Origin of the sequence: Streptomyces sp. HUAS YS2, assembly GCF_033343995.1 — a bacterium.
GTDB classification, from domain to species: domain Bacteria; phylum Actinomycetota; class Actinomycetes; order Streptomycetales; family Streptomycetaceae; genus Streptomyces; species Streptomyces solicathayae.
The window spans coordinates 4,474,552-4,487,868 of sequence record NZ_CP137573.1; the positions used below are offsets into that span (position 1 = coordinate 4,474,552).

The 13,317-nt window shown below is 71.1% G+C and carries 13 protein-coding genes; 8 read left to right on the forward strand and 5 right to left on the reverse strand.

The window, feature by feature from the left end; genetic code table 11:
* The first annotated feature begins 10 nt into the window (after nucleotides 1-10).
* Nucleotides 11-646: a DUF6230 family protein gene (locus tag R2D22_RS20720; protein ID WP_318105752.1), complete on the forward strand. Its 636-nt coding sequence runs from the start codon at nucleotides 11-13 to the stop codon at nucleotides 644-646.
* Between the two features lie 2 nt (nucleotides 647-648).
* On the forward strand, nucleotides 649-1,146 hold the full coding sequence (locus R2D22_RS20725; RefSeq protein WP_318105755.1) for a DUF6114 domain-containing protein: 498 nt from the start codon (nucleotides 649-651) through the stop codon (nucleotides 1,144-1,146).
* Here the strand turns inward: R2D22_RS20725 and R2D22_RS20730 are convergent.
* Nucleotides 1,143-3,614, reverse strand: coding sequence for an HAD-IC family P-type ATPase (locus tag R2D22_RS20730; RefSeq protein ID WP_318105756.1), 2,472 nt, complete (start codon nucleotides 3,612-3,614; stop codon nucleotides 1,143-1,145). The two genes, R2D22_RS20725 and R2D22_RS20730, sit on opposite strands and share 4 nt — an antisense overlap.
* A gap of 87 nt (nucleotides 3,615-3,701) precedes the next feature.
* Nucleotides 3,702-3,980 (reverse strand): DUF2530 domain-containing protein, encoded by a 279-nt coding sequence (locus R2D22_RS20735; protein WP_318105758.1) that lies wholly within the window; start codon nucleotides 3,978-3,980, stop codon nucleotides 3,702-3,704.
* Between the two features lie 141 nt (nucleotides 3,981-4,121).
* On the opposite strand from R2D22_RS20735, the gene R2D22_RS20740 reads away from it, so the two are divergent.
* Nucleotides 4,122-5,585: an NCS2 family permease gene (locus R2D22_RS20740; protein WP_318105760.1), complete on the forward strand. Its 1,464-nt coding sequence runs from the start codon at nucleotides 4,122-4,124 to the stop codon at nucleotides 5,583-5,585.
* On the opposite strand, the gene R2D22_RS20745 is transcribed toward R2D22_RS20740, so the two are convergent.
* Nucleotides 5,578-5,808 (reverse strand): ribbon-helix-helix protein, CopG family, encoded by a 231-nt coding sequence (locus R2D22_RS20745; RefSeq protein WP_318105762.1) that lies wholly within the window; start codon nucleotides 5,806-5,808, stop codon nucleotides 5,578-5,580. The genes R2D22_RS20740 and R2D22_RS20745 overlap by 8 nt on opposite strands.
* Nucleotides 5,809-5,929: 121 nt before the next feature.
* Between R2D22_RS20745 and R2D22_RS20750 the strand changes: the two genes are divergently transcribed.
* Nucleotides 5,930-6,373, forward strand: coding sequence for a MarR family winged helix-turn-helix transcriptional regulator (locus tag R2D22_RS20750; RefSeq protein WP_318105764.1), 444 nt, complete (start codon nucleotides 5,930-5,932; stop codon nucleotides 6,371-6,373).
* Between the two features lie 28 nt (nucleotides 6,374-6,401).
* Nucleotides 6,402-7,757, forward strand: coding sequence for an MFS transporter (locus R2D22_RS20755; RefSeq protein WP_318105767.1), 1,356 nt, complete (start codon nucleotides 6,402-6,404; stop codon nucleotides 7,755-7,757).
* 57 nt (nucleotides 7,758-7,814) lie between these two features.
* Here the strand turns inward: R2D22_RS20755 and R2D22_RS20760 are convergent, their stop codons facing one another.
* Nucleotides 7,815-8,345: a GNAT family N-acetyltransferase gene (locus R2D22_RS20760; RefSeq protein ID WP_318105770.1), complete on the reverse strand. Its 531-nt coding sequence runs from the start codon at nucleotides 8,343-8,345 to the stop codon at nucleotides 7,815-7,817.
* Nucleotides 8,346-8,354: 9 nt separating this feature from the next.
* On the opposite strand from R2D22_RS20760, the gene thpR reads away from it, so the two are divergent.
* Both thpR and R2D22_RS20770 read left to right on the forward strand, forming a co-directional pair.
* Nucleotides 8,355-8,984: an RNA 2',3'-cyclic phosphodiesterase gene (gene thpR, locus R2D22_RS20765; RefSeq protein WP_318105773.1), complete on the forward strand. Its 630-nt coding sequence runs from the start codon at nucleotides 8,355-8,357 to the stop codon at nucleotides 8,982-8,984.
* A gap of 145 nt (nucleotides 8,985-9,129) precedes the next feature.
* Nucleotides 9,130-10,122, forward strand: a complete 993-nt coding sequence (locus tag R2D22_RS20770) for an aldo/keto reductase (RefSeq protein WP_318105776.1) — start codon at nucleotides 9,130-9,132, stop codon at nucleotides 10,120-10,122.
* Between the two features lie 74 nt (nucleotides 10,123-10,196).
* On the opposite strand, the gene R2D22_RS20775 is transcribed toward R2D22_RS20770, so the two are convergent.
* Complete coding sequence (locus tag R2D22_RS20775) at nucleotides 10,197-12,023, reverse strand: S8 family peptidase (protein ID WP_318105778.1); 1,827 nt, start codon at nucleotides 12,021-12,023, stop codon at nucleotides 10,197-10,199.
* Nucleotides 12,024-12,265: 242 nt separating this feature from the next.
* On the opposite strand from R2D22_RS20775, the gene R2D22_RS20780 reads away from it, so the two are divergent.
* Nucleotides 12,266-13,282 carry an SGNH/GDSL hydrolase family protein gene (locus R2D22_RS20780; RefSeq protein WP_318105780.1) on the forward strand — a complete coding sequence of 339 codons (1,017 nt, stop codon included), beginning with the start codon at nucleotides 12,266-12,268 and terminating at the stop codon, nucleotides 13,280-13,282.
* Nucleotides 13,283-13,317 lie beyond the last annotated feature (35 nt).

A 13,317-nucleotide genomic window follows, 5' to 3' on the forward strand; every position in this document is an offset into this window, starting at 1 on the left:
GGAGCACCTCATGGCTCTGTCCGAAGACCCCAAGGGCCCCAGAGCCCCCGAGCGCCGGGGACGGGTCCGCTACCGCCGCGCCGCGTACATGGGCTTACCGGCCTTCGTGATCGCCGCCGGCCTCGTCGTCGCCACCGCGCAGGGCGCGCTCGCCGCCCAGTTCGCCATTTCCGGCATGCCGTTCACGGTGGCCGCCGACACCCTGGAGGGCCGCGGCTTCGGCCAGTTCGGGGCCCTCGACAACATGGCCGAGGGGAGCCCCAACGCCGGTGACACCGGCGGGCAGGTGCTGGTCATCGTGACCGCGATCCGCGAGGCGCAGCTCACCAACCTGTGCCAGAGCGTCGAACTCGGCGGCACGTTCCTCCAGATCACGGCCGGCAACAAGGGCACCCCGGTCAAGGCGTCGGGCCTGACCACCGACTCCACCGAGATCTCCGGCAAGCGCGCCGACTTCGACAACATCGAGATCGGCGGCGACGCCAGCACCTTCGAGAAGCCCCCGGTGAAGGGCCCGCTGGGCAGCTTCGGCCAGCAGGCCGACACCGTCTCGATCAAGAACGTCCGGCAGACCAACTACGCCACGACCGCGGTCCGGTTCACCCTCCCCGACCTGCGCATGCGCTTCGCCTCGGAGGGCTGCTGACCATGGCGCAGGGCACCGACGGGCCGGCGGAGACCGACACCACCGAAGCCACCGCGGAAACCACCGGCACCACCGCCGGCCCCGCCTCGGACGGCCGCAGGCATCCCTGGCGGACGTTCCGCGGCTGGCGGCACCGCCGCCCGTTCGGTGCGGGTCTCGCCGTCGCCCTGGGCGGCGGCGAGATCCTGCTCACCCAGCGGGCCAGCGTCTCCGTGATCCTCACGGCGGGCGCCGACAGCCTGATCGGCTACGTCATGCCGGTGATCATGATCGTGTGCGGGCTGCTGATCATCGTCAATCCGAGCCAGCGGCTCTTCTACTCGATCTGCGCCGTGCTGGCGTCGCTGGCGAGCTGGGTGACCTCCAACCTCGGCGGCTTCCTCGTCGGGCTGCTGCTCGGCGTCGTCGGCAGCTCCCTGGCCTTCGGCTGGGCGCCCGACCAGCCGCCCCGCACGCCCGGCGCGCTGCGCCGCCGGCTCCGTCCGGGGCGCAGCGGTTAGGCGGGGAATCTCCGGTCCACCCACCGCCAGCTGACCTCCAGCACCGCCGCGCCCGCGGCGGCGATGGCCACGGCCGTCCACGGCATCGTGACGCCCACCAGCTTCAGGGCGAAGAAGTCCTGCAGCCAGGGCACCACGAGGACCAGCAGGAAGGCGCCGCCCATGGCCGCGACCAGGGCGATCCGCCACCAGGTGTACGGCCGGGCGATGATCGCCAGCACCCACATGCAGACCAGGAACAGCGTCAGCGTCGCCGCGCTCGTCTCGGCGTCGAGCGCGCCCGTGCCGCTGTAGTAGGAGCGGGCGATGAGGTACGTGGTGAACGTGGCCGCCGCGGCGACGATGCCGCCGGGGATCGCGTACCGCATGACCCGGCGCACGAAGTGCGGCTTGGCGCGCTCCTTGTTGGGGGCGAGGGCCAGGAAGAAGGCCGGGACGCCGATGGTGAGCGTGGACAGCAGCGTCAGGTGCCGGGGCAGGAAGGGGTACTCGACCTGGGAGCAGACCACCAGGATCGCGAGCAGGACCGAGTACACCGTCTTCACCAGGAACAGCGTGGCGACCCGGGTGATGTTGCCGATGACCCGGCGGCCCTCGGCGACCACCGACGGCAGTGTGGCGAAGCTGTTGTTCAGCAGCACGATCTGGGCGACGGCCCGGGTCGCCTCGGATCCCGAGCCCATCGAGACGCCGATGTCGGCGTCCTTCAGGGCGAGGACGTCGTTGACGCCGTCCCCGGTCATCGCGACCGTGTGGCCGCGGGACTGCAGCGCGCCGACCATGTCCCGCTTCTGCTGCGGGGTGACCCGGCCGAAGACCGCGTTGTCGTCGAGCTCCTTCGCCATCGCGTCCCGATCGACGGGCAGCGTGCGGGCGTCGACCGTGCCGGCCGCGCCGGGCAGGCCGAGCTTGCCGGCGACCGCGCCGACGGAGACCGCGTTGTCGCCGGAGATGACCTTCGCGGCGACCTTCTGGTCGGCGAAGTACGCGAGGGTGTCGGCGGCGTCCGGCCGCAGCCGCTGTTCGAGGACGACCAGGGCGGTGGGGCGGGCGCCCTCGGCGACCCCGGGTGAGTCCAGCTCGGCGGTGGCGCGGGCGAGCAGCAGGACCCGCAGGCCCCGCTCGTTGAGGTGGTCGGTCTCCTTGAGCGTCGGATCCCCGGCCGGGAGCAGCACGTCGGGCGCGCCGAGCAGCCACGTGGAGGTCTCCCCGTCGCCCTCGCTGAAGGCGGCCCCGCTGTACTTGCGGGCGGAGGAGAACGGCAGCGACTCCGTGCAGCGCCACTCCTCGCTGTCCGGGTAGGCGTCGATGATGGCCTGCAGCGAGGCGTTCGGCCGGGGGTCGGACTCGCCCAGCGAGCCGAGCACCTTCCGTATGTACGCCTCGTCCACGCCGCTCCGCTTCGCTCCGCCTCCGCCCGTGACATCGCCTTCGGCGGCGGAGCCGAGCACCCGCAGCTCGGTGACGTCCATGCCGCCCTCGGTCAGCGTGCCCGTCTTGTCCAGACAGACCACGTCGACCCGGGCCAGGCCCTCGATGGCGGGCAGCTCCTGCACGAGGCACTGTTTGCGGCCGAGCCGGATCACGCCGATCGCGAAGGCGACCGAGGTGAGCAGCACGAGACCCTCGGGGATCATCGGGACGATCCCGCCGACGGTGCGGGCGATCGACTCCTTGAAGTCGTTGTCCTTGACCACCAGCTGGCTGATGATGAGCCCGATCGCGGTGGGGACCATCATCCACGTCACGTACTTGAGGATCGTGGAGATGCCCGAGCGCAGCTCGGAGTGGACCAGGGTGAACCGGCTGGCCTCCTCGGCGAGCTGCGCCGCGTACGCCTCGCGTCCCACCTTGGTGGCGGTGAACGCGCCGCCGCCGGCGACCACGAAGGAGCCCGACATCATCCGGTCTCCGGGTTTCTTCAGGACGGGGTCGGCCTCGCCGGTGAGCAGGGACTCGTCGACCTCCAGGCCGTCCGCCTCGGCGACCTCGCCGTCCACGACGATCTTGTCGCCGGGTCCGAGTTCGATCAGGTCGTCGAGCACGATCGCGGACGTGGACACCTCGGCGGCCACGCCGTCGCGCCGGACCGTGGGTTTCGCCTCGCCGATGACGGCGAGCCCGTCGAGCGTCTTCTTCGCGCGCAGTTCCTGGATGATGCCGATGCCGGTGTTGGCGATGATCACGAAGCCGAAGAGGCTGTCCTGGATGGGCGCGACGAAGAGCATGATCACCCACAGCACGCCGATGATCGCGTTGAACCGGGTGAAGACGTTGCCGCGGACGATGTCGGCGGTGGAGCGGCTGCTGCGCACCGGTACGTCGTTGACGTCGCCGCGCGCGACGCGCTCGGCGACCTCGGCCGACGTGAGCCCGGCGGCCCGGTGGACGACGCGGGGCCGCGTCTCCGCGTCGCCGGGCCGTGCGGGCCCGCCGCCGTCCGTGTCGATCTTCGACCGCTGCGTCATGTTCTCGACGGTACGGCCGGAATCGCCGGTTCACCCGCCGAGAAGCCGAACATCAGACCGGGGTAGGACCGAAATCGTCCCGTGGTGCTACGAGGCCGGGGTGGCCGTTCCGGCGGCCCGCTCCGCCTCCGCGCGCTTGATGGCCGCGTCCCTCTTGCGGACGTACCAGATGCCGATGAGGCCGAGGCCGGCGCCGGCCAGGCAGGTCCAGATCCACCAGGTGGCGTCCCGGTCGTCGAACCAGCCGTAGAAGGGGACCTGCACCAGGAACAGGACGAACCACAGGATCGTGCCGCCGGTGATGGTCGCGACGACGGGCCCCTCCAGGGGCTCCGGCGCCTCGTGCTTGGGGGTCCACTTCGCCATGGGCCCAGTCTAGGCCGACCCCCCAGGGGGTCTACGCGCGGAGATAGACGCTCTTCCGATTATGTGTTCATACTGAAACGGTTTGCCTCAGGCGGGTGTCCTTCGTACGAACCGCCAACGGACGACTCCCGAAGAGGAACCATGAGCACCACGGCCACCGCCACGGCCACCACCCCCGAGCCGCCCGCGCCGTCCGAGAAGCCCCAGGCGCCGCAGTCCGGAATCGACCGCTTCTTCAAGATCTCCGAGCGCGGCTCCACCGTCGCCCGCGAGGTCCGCGGCGGCTTCGCGACCTTCTTCGCGATGGCCTACATCATCGTGCTGAACCCGATCATCCTCGGCAGCGCCAAGGACATGTACGGGCACCAGCTCGACGGTGGCCAGCTCGTCACCGCGACGGTGTTCACCGCGGCCTTCACCACGCTGCTCATGGGCGTCATCGGCAACGTGCCGATCGCCCTGGCGGCCGGCCTCGGCGTCAACACCGTCGTCGCCCTCCAACTCGCCCCGCGGATGTCCTGGCCGGACGCCATGGGCATGGTCGTGCTGGCCGGCATCGTCGTGATGCTGCTGGTCGCGACCGGTCTGCGCGAGCGCGTCATGAACGCCGTACCGGTCGGCCTGCGCAAGGGCATCGCGATCGGCATCGGCCTGTTCATCATGCTGATCGGCCTGGTCGACTCCGGTTTCGTCTCCCGCATCCCGGACGCCGCCCACACCACCGTCCCGCTGCAGCTCGGCGGCGACGGTCACCTCACCGGCTGGCCGGTGCTCGTCTTCGTCCTGGGCGCCCTGCTCACCCTCGCGTTGATCATCCGCAAGGTCCCCGGCGCGATCCTCATCTCCATCGTGGTGATGACGATCGTCGCGATGGTCGTCAACGCGGTGGCCGACGTGCCCTCCTGGGGTCTGACGACCCCGACCTGGCCCGGCAACCCCGTCGCCACCCCCGACTTCGGCCTGTTCGGCGAGGTCAGCCTGTTCGGCGGCTTCGACAAGGTCGGCCTGCTGACCGGCTGCCTCTTCGTCTTCACCGTGCTGCTGTCCTGCTTCTTCGACGCGATGGGCACGATCCTCGGCGTCGGCGACGAGGCCAAGCTGATGGACAAGGACGGCAACTTCCCCGGCATCAACAAGGTCCTGCTGGTGGACGGCCTGGCCGTCGCCTCCGGCGGTGCCACCTCCTCCTCGGCCACCACCTGCTTCGTGGAGTCCACGGCCGGTGTCGGCGAGGGTGCCCGTACGGGCCTGGCGTCGGTGGTCACCGGCGCCCTGTTCTCGGTCGCGCTGTTCCTCACGCCGCTCGCCACGATGGTGCCGTCCCAAGCGGCCACGCCCGCGCTGCTCGCGGTGGGCTTCCTGATCCTGGCCGGGTCGGTCAAGGACATCGACTGGAGCGACTTCACCATCGCGGTGCCGGCGTTCCTGGCGATGGTGATGATGCCGTTCACGTACTCGATCACGAACGGCATCGGCATCGGCTTCATCGCCTTCACCGTGCTGCGGCTCGCGGCCGGCCGGGGCCGCGAGGTCCCGGTGGCCATGTACGTCGTGTCCGCCGTCTTCGTCTTCTACTACGCGATGCCCGCCCTGGGCCTCACGTGATCGTCGTGGCCTCGGTGGCCGCGGTGGCCTCTGTGTTCGTCGGCGTCGGGCCGTAGAACTTCTCGGTCTCGTCCACGGCGGCCTTGAACCGCTCGTCGAAGTCGTCGCGAATGAGCGTCCGAAGGACATAGTCCTGGACGCTCATTCCGCGTTTGGCGGCATGCCCCCGGAGCCGGTCGAGCAGCTCACCGTCTATGCGCAGGCTGAGCACTGTCGATCCCATGCGTGTCAGGGTCGCGCCACGGGGCGGGCCGGTGCGTCACTTTCTGGATCCGTCTCACTCATTTGGGTGACACATTCAACCGAGTGGTCTTTAGGCTGAGTAATGAGTTATGCTAAAGAACATGCCTGACCTGTCCCACGGCACCGCCGACGACGTCGCGGCCGTGAACGCGCTGCGGTCCGCGGTGATGCGGCTGAGCCGACGTCTGAAACACCAGCGCGTCGACGAATCGCTGAGCCCGACCGAGATGTCGGTGCTCGGCACCCTCTCCGTCTGCGGCTCGGCGACCCCCGGCGAGCTGGCTCGCAAGGAGCACGTCCAGCCGCCGTCGATGACCCGCATCGTGGCGCTCCTGGAGTCCAAGGGCCTGGTCCGGCTGGAGCCGCATCCCGACGACCGCCGGCAGAAGGTGGTCAGCCCGACCGAGGTGGCCGAGGCCATGCTCGAAGAGAGCCGCCGCAAGCGGAACGTCTGGCTGGCCGCCCTCGCTGAGGGCCTGGACGAGGACGACTGGGCCAAGCTGCGCGCGGCCGCCCCGGTCCTGGAGAAGCTCGCACACCTCTAGACCGACGAAGCCGAGGAGGCGACGCACTTTGAGTACGGGACCCGGAGCAGACTCCGCACCCGTCCACAAACCCGACGACGACACCCCCAGCCCCTCGGGCGGGACCGGCGGAGGCACGTTCTCCTCGCTCCGGATCCGCAACTACCGGCTCTTCTTCACCGGAGCCATCGTCTCCAACACCGGTACCTGGATGGCCCGCATCACCCAGGACTGGCTGGTGCTGACCCTGACCGGCTCCTCCGCCGCCGTCGGCATCACGACGGCGCTGCAGTTCCTGCCGATGCTGCTGTTCGGCCTGTACGGCGGCGTCATCGCCGACCGCTACCCGAAGCGGCGGCTCCTCCTCTTCAGCCAGGGCGCGCTCGGCCTGTGCGGGCTCGCGCTCGCCGTGCTCACGCTCTCCGGGCACATCCAGGTCTGGCACGTGTACCTGGTCGCGTTCCTGCTCGGCATGGTCACCGTGGTCGACAACCCGACCCGGCAGTCCTTCGTCTCCGAGATGGTCGGACCGGACCAGTTGCGCAACGCGGTCTCCCTCAACTCGGCGAACTTCCAGTCCGCCCGGCTGATCGGCCCGGCGGTCGCCGGTCTGCTGATCGCGTCCGTGGGCAGCGGCTGGGCGTTCCTGCTCAACGGCCTGTTCTTCCTCGCCCCGCTCACCGGACTGCTGATGATGCGGCCGTCCGAGCTCCACAGGGTGGAGCGCGCACCGCGAGGCAAGGGGCAGCTGCGGGAAGGGCTGCGGTACGTGGCCGGCCGGCCCGAGCTGATCTGGCCGATCGTCCTCGTCGGCTTCGTCGGCACCTTCGGCTTCAACTTCCCGATCTGGCTGACCGCCTTCGCCGACGACGTCTTCCACGTCGGCGCGGGTACGTACGGCCTGCTCAACACGCTGATGGCGGCCGGCTCGCTGGCCGGTGCGCTGCTCGCGGCCCGGCGCGGCAGCACGCGGCTGCGGATGCTGGTCGGCGCCGCGGTGGTGTTCGGGCTGCTGGAGATCGCGGCGGCGGTGTCGCCGGGGTTCTGGCTGTTCGCGGTGCTGCTGGTACCGATCGGGATGTTCGGTCTGACGGTCAACGTCACGGCGAACTCGGCGGTGCAGCTGGCCACGGACCCGGTGATGCGGGGCCGGGTCATGAGCCTCTACATGATGGTCTTCGCCGGCGGCACCCCGATCGGCGCGCCGATCGTCGGCTGGCTCACGGACGCGTACGGCGCGCGGATCGGCTTCGCGACGGGCGGCGTGGTCTCGTTGGTCGCGGCGGCGGTCGTCGGCCTCGTCCTCGCGCGGGCCGGCGGCCTGAGGCTGAGCGTCCGCTGGCACCACGGCCACCCGAGAGTCCTCTTCGTGGAACGCCGGGTCGCGCTGGAGCACGCGGCGTGAGGCGCCTGTGAAAGCCCTCGGGCCCCACGCCGTCGCGGCGTGGGGCCCGGTCCGTCCTCAGACCCGCTGTTCCAGGACCTGCCCCGGCCACTCGCCGACCGTGAAGGACTCCGTCCGGGTGAAACCCTGGGACTCGTAGAAGGCGACCAGCCGGCCCTCGCTGCCGGCGAAGCAGTCCACGCGGAGGAGGGACAGGCCCTGGCGGCGGGTCTCCGCCACCGAGTGGGCCAGCAGCGCCGCGCCGACCCCGCGGCCGTGGAAGCGGGAGTCGGTGACGAGGAGGTGGACGTAGACCTCCGGCTCGTCCGCCGGGGCGACGTACGGCGCGGGGTGCGGGGTCAGCGTCACCGTGCCCGCGGGCTCCCCGTCGATCTCGGCGATCCACGGCGTGCCCTCGGCCACGATCTTCTCGACCAGCGCCACCGCCTTCGCGCTCGTGGACCACGGCTCCGTGCCCCACTGCTGGGTGATCCCCTTGCCGTTCAGCCAGACCACCGCGCTGTCCAGCATCGCGAGTATCGCGGGGACGTCGTCCGCCCCGCCCTTCCTGACCTTGATCTCCATCCGGCCGAGGCTAGTCGCTGCCATGCTCTTGGTATGAGGCTTTTCGCTGCCGTCGTGCCGCCCCCTCAGCAGCTCGCCGAGCTCAGCGGTGCCGTCGACCGGCTGCACCGTGTCCCAGGCGCCGACGGGCTGCGCTGGACCGGCCGGCCCGGGTGGCACTTCACGCTCGCCTTCATGGGCGAGGTCGACGAGGCCGTCCTCCCTGACCTGCACGCCCGCCTCGCCCGCGCCGCGCACCGCACCGCGCCCTTCCCGCTCCGGCTGCACGGCGGCGGCCACTTCGGGCGGCGCGCGCTGTGGGTCGGTGCGGCCGGCGGGATCGACGAGATGCGGCTGCTCGCCGAGCGGGCCGACGCCGCGGCCCGCCGCGCCGGCGTCCCGATGGACGAGCACCGCCGCTACCAGGCCCACCTCACGATCGCCCGTTCCCGCACCGGCGGCGACACGGACCTGCGCCCCTTCGTGGCCGGCCTGGAGGACTTCGAGGGCGCCCGCTGGCAGGTCGCCGAGCTGGTCCTCATCCGCAGCAACCTTCCCGCCGGCGGGACACCGGGCGAGCGCCCCCGGTACGAGACGGTCGGCGCCTGGCCGCTGGAGGGCCGGTCTCCGGAAGGCCGGTCTTCGGAGGGCCCCTCGGCGGGGGCGCCCGAGGCGGCGGGTTAACCTCGTGAGGTGGACCCGAAGACCAGGAACCGGATCATGGCCGGTGTGCTCGTACTGATGTTCGCGATCATCGCGGTGGCCACGGTGACCGGGCAGTAGCCGCCCCCTTGCCTGGAGTGAACTCCAGGCAGTTGGCTTGAGCCCCATGAAGTACACGCAGCTCGGACGCACGGGACTCAAGGTCAGCCGACTCGTCCTCGGCACGATGAACTTCGGCCCGCAGACGGACGAACCCACCAGCCACGCCATCATGGACGCCGCGCTCGACGCGGGCGTCAACTTCTTCGACACCGCCAACGTCTACGGATGGGGCGAGGACAAGGGCCGCACCGAGGAGATCATCGGCTCCTGGTTCGCCCAGGGCGGCGGCCGCCGCGACAAGACGGTGATCGCCACCAAGGTGTACGGGAACATGGGCGGCGGTGACGGCGAGCGCTGGCCCAACCACGACAAGCTCTCGGCCGTGAACATCCGGCGCGCCGTCGACGCCAGCCTCAAGCGGCTCCGCACCGACCACATCGACCTCTACCAGTTCCACCACATCGACCGCCGGACCCCGTTCGAGGAGATCTGGCAGGCCATCGACGTCCTGATCCAGCAGGGCAAGATCCTCTACGCCGGCTCGTCCAACTTCCCCGGCTACAAGATCGCCCAGGCGAACGAGGCCGCCGCCCGCCGCGGCATGGTCGGCCTGGTCAGCGAGCAGTGCCTCTACAACCTCGCCGAGCGGCGCGCCGAGATGGAGGTCATCCCGGCCGCCGAGGAGTACGGGCTCGGTGTCATCCCCTGGTCCCCGCTGCACGGGGGCCTGCTGGGCGGGGTCCTCAAGAAGGAAGGCCGGAGCGGCCGGAGCGCCTCGGGTCGCTCCGCGGACGCGCTCGCCGTCACGTCCGTACGGGCGCAGGTGCAGGCGTACGAGGACCTGCTCGACAAGCACGGTCTGGAGCCGGGCGAGGCGGCTCTGGCCTGGCTGCTCACCCGGCCCGGCGTCACCGGCCCGATCGTCGGCCCGCGGACGCCGGAGCAGTTGGAGTCCGCGCTGCGGGCGGTCGAGCTGGAGCTGTCGGAGGAGGTACTGACCGGGCTGGACGAGATCTTCCCCGGCCCGGGCCCGTCCCCGGAGGCGTTCGCCTGGTGATCGAGGCCGTGCCGGTCCGGCGTCGCTCCGTGAGCGGCGCCGGACCGGGGACGGCTGAGGCCGGAACCCAGAACCTAGAAGGTCAGGTTCCAGGCGTCGATCTTCCCGACGTCCTGCGCGGCGTTGTCGTTCACGCGCAGCTTCCAGACGCCGTTCGCGACCTCGGCGGAGGCGTTGACGGTGTAGGTCTGGACGATGTTGTCCGTGCCGCTGCCGGTCCGGTTGTGCAGCGTGTAGACGGTGCCGTCGGGGGCCACCAGGTCGACCTTCAGGTCACCGATGTAGGTGTGCTTGATGTCGACGCCCACCTTCAGGGTGGCCGGCGCGTTGCCCGTCCGCCCGCTGACCGTGATCGGGCTCTCGACCGTCGCGTTGTCGGCGATGGCGACGTCGGCGAGGTTCTCGAAGTACGCGCCGGGCGGCGGGGTGCTGCCGCCGACCGCCTTCAGGGCGTCGACCTGGCCGTCGCCGAAGAAGCCGTTCTTCGCCGTGGTGCCCGTGCAGCGGCTGTCGGACGGGCAGGCGGTGTCACCCGCCTGCGAGGTGAGCCGGTCGCGGAGGTCGGCCGGGGTGAACGTCGGGTTGGCGCTCGCGAGGAGCGCCGCGACGCCCGCCACGTGCGGCGAGGCCATCGACGTGCCGTTCTTGTTCCCGTACTTGCCGCCCGGCAGCGTCGAGTAGACGCCGTACGAGCCGTCGCCGCCGGGGGCGGCGACGTCGATGACGCCGTTGCCGAAGTTGGAGTACGAGGCCTTCACGTTGCCGTTGCCCATGGCCGCGACGGTGACGACGCCCGGCAGTTCGGTCGGGATGTCGATGCAGGCGTTCGTGATCGTGCGGGTGACCGGCGTCGAGTCGTTGGGGCTCTCGGAGTCCGTGGTCTTGTTCGCCAGGTCGTAGTTCGAGTTGCCGGCCGCGGCGACCTGCAGCGAACCCTTGCCCTCGGCGTACGCCTGCGCGCGCCGCACGCCCTCGATGATGGCGGCCTGGTCGACGTTGTCCGGGCAGTTGAACTGCCACGGGTCGGTGTAATAGCTGTTGTTGGTGACCTTGAAGCCGTGGTCACCGGCCCAGACGAAGCCGCAGATCGTGTTCTCCGCGTAGAACAGACCGCTCGGCTGCTCCGCGATGCGGACCGACGAGATCTTCACGCCCGGCGCGACGCCGATGACGCCCTTGCCGTTCTTGGCCGCCGCGATGGTGCCCGCGACGTGCGTGCCGTGGGTGTCGATGTCCCGCCACGCGCCCGCCCGGGTGTCCGGCTTCCCGTAGGCGCAGGAGACGGAGTCGGCGGCGTTGAAGTTGGGCGCGATGTCCTGGTGCTGGTCGTCGACGCCGGTGTCGAGGACACCGACCTTGACGGTGGGGGAGCCCGTGGTGACGGCCCACGCCTGGTCGGCCTTGATCTGGGTCATGTCCCAGCGGTTGGACTCGGTCAGCGTCGTCGGCGACTGCGTCGGGTTGGCGGGCAGCGCCGGGTTGTACGCGTCCGCCGGGACGTCGGAGGTGCGGGTCGCGCCGACCTGCTGGACACCGCTCACGGTGCGCATCGTCGCGGCGAAGCCGGCCGAGGCGGAGTGGGCCACGACCACGCCGATCGCGTCGTACGACGCGAAGACGGAGCCGCCGTTGTTCGCGATCGCGGTGCGCACGGCGGAGGTGTCGCCGGGGGTGGCGATCACCAGGTAGGACCGGGTGCCCGCGGCCCAGGCGGTCGTCGCCGCCTTGGCCTGCGCCGTGGCGGTCGACTCCGTCGTGCGCGCGGAGGCGGACGAAGGCTCAGGGGTGTCGTTCGGCACCGCGTGGGCGAGTCCGACGGGTCCGGCGAGGGCCATGGTCGCCCCGAGGGCGACGGCCGTCACGGCCGGAAGTCTCAGCCGGCGGGATATGTGGGAAAACAATGCGTCCTCCGATGGCCCGGCGGCGCTGGTGGCACCCGCCGGACCGTGTGATGTGTGGGGTGGACGCAAGATCCCAGACGATGCCGGGCGGAAGGAAGAGTTCTGTCGGGCAAGTCCCTTTGCGTTACACAGAGTTGATCTGACGCGGCGTCGAGTCGCCGGGCCGTTCGTCCGGGATGCGGGGGTTCGTTCGGGTGAGTGCGGCGCCGTCGCCACGTCATGTGACCGCCGGCTCCGTTTGAATGCGGAGCGTGACGACTTCCCGGAGCCTGTGCACGGTGACCGCCGCCCTGCTGGTCGCCCTCACCCCCACCACCCCGGCCTCGTCCGCCGGGGAACCCGTTCCCACGGTGTTCCTCGGCGACGGGGCGGTCGCCGGTTACGGCATCGCGCCGCTCGACGAGAGCCGGCTGCCGTGCGTACGGGCGGCCGAGAACCTGCCGGACGTGATCGAGGATCAGCTCGCCGACCAGTCGGTCCTGCTGGACGTCACGGCCGACGTCTCCTGCGCCGGGGCCGCGCTGCACCACGTCTGGGAGGAACAGGACCTGGGTGACGGAGTGACGCCCGCGCCGCCGCAGAAGCGGGCGCTGACCAAGGACACCCGGCTGGTGGTGGCCGGTCTCGGTGCGCACACCGTGGGCCTGGGCCGGATCCTCAAGCAGTGCTCGGCCCGGCTGCGCGGGAGGGACGGCGCGCTGCTGCCGGACGAGGCGGTGGACCCGGAGTCCCCGGCGGCGGACTGCGCCGCGTACTTCACGAAGGGCGCCGGCGCGGGCTGGCTGACGAAGCGCTTCGAGCAGGCGGACAAGGACCTGGAGAAGCTCTTCTCGGAGATCGGCAGCGAGTCGCCGTCGGCGAAGGTGGTGCTGGTCGGCCCCCCGCGGCTGGTGCCGGAGGACGTGACGCGCTGCCGGGCGGCGCTCCCGGACGGCGGCGGGCGACCGCTCGCGGACGTCCCGAAGACGGCCTGGGGCTTCCTGGACGAGCAGGTCCAGGCCCGGCTCAACTCCCTGATGGCCGCGCGGGCGCGGACCGCCGGCGCGCACTTCGTCGACCTGTACGCGGCGACGGGTGCGGCGACGGCCTGCGACGGAACGGACCGGGCGATCGGCGGACTGCTCGAGCCCTCCGGAGCGACGCTGCTGCACCAGCGGCTCCCGTGGTTCCTGCACCCGAACGAGACGGGCCGCGATGCGAACGGCGACGCGGTCGCGCAGTCGATCGCCACGGCGGTGTACGGGCTGGCCCCGTCCTGACGCCGACGCGCGGCCGGGCGGGATCCGCCGGTCGC

What these genes read in the sequence shown, in the direction of transcription:
- R2D22_RS20720 (WP_318105752.1), top strand. Translation starts at nt 11, where the DNA reads ATGGCTCTGTCCGAAGACCCCAAGGGCCCCAGAGCCCCCGAGCGCCGG.
- R2D22_RS20750 (WP_318105764.1), top strand. Translation starts at nt 5,930, where the DNA reads ATGCCTGACCTGTCCCACGGCACCGCCGACGACGTCGCGGCCGTGAAC.
- R2D22_RS20745 (WP_318105762.1), bottom strand. Translation starts at nt 5,808, where the DNA reads ATGGGATCGACAGTGCTCAGCCTGCGCATAGACGGTGAGCTGCTCGAC.
- R2D22_RS20760 (WP_318105770.1), bottom strand. Translation starts at nt 8,345, where the DNA reads ATGGCAGCGACTAGCCTCGGCCGGATGGAGATCAAGGTCAGGAAGGGC.
- R2D22_RS20725 (WP_318105755.1), top strand. Translation starts at nt 649, where the DNA reads ATGGCGCAGGGCACCGACGGGCCGGCGGAGACCGACACCACCGAAGCC.
- R2D22_RS20770 (WP_318105776.1), top strand. Translation starts at nt 9,130, where the DNA reads ATGAAGTACACGCAGCTCGGACGCACGGGACTCAAGGTCAGCCGACTC.
- R2D22_RS20730 (WP_318105756.1), bottom strand. Translation starts at nt 3,614, where the DNA reads ATGACGCAGCGGTCGAAGATCGACACGGACGGCGGCGGGCCCGCACGG.
- R2D22_RS20780 (WP_318105780.1), top strand. Translation starts at nt 12,266, where the DNA reads ATGCGGAGCGTGACGACTTCCCGGAGCCTGTGCACGGTGACCGCCGCC.
- thpR (WP_318105773.1), top strand. Translation starts at nt 8,355, where the DNA reads ATGAGGCTTTTCGCTGCCGTCGTGCCGCCCCCTCAGCAGCTCGCCGAG.
- R2D22_RS20740 (WP_318105760.1), top strand. Translation starts at nt 4,122, where the DNA reads ATGAGCACCACGGCCACCGCCACGGCCACCACCCCCGAGCCGCCCGCG.
- R2D22_RS20735 (WP_318105758.1), bottom strand. Translation starts at nt 3,980, where the DNA reads ATGGCGAAGTGGACCCCCAAGCACGAGGCGCCGGAGCCCCTGGAGGGG.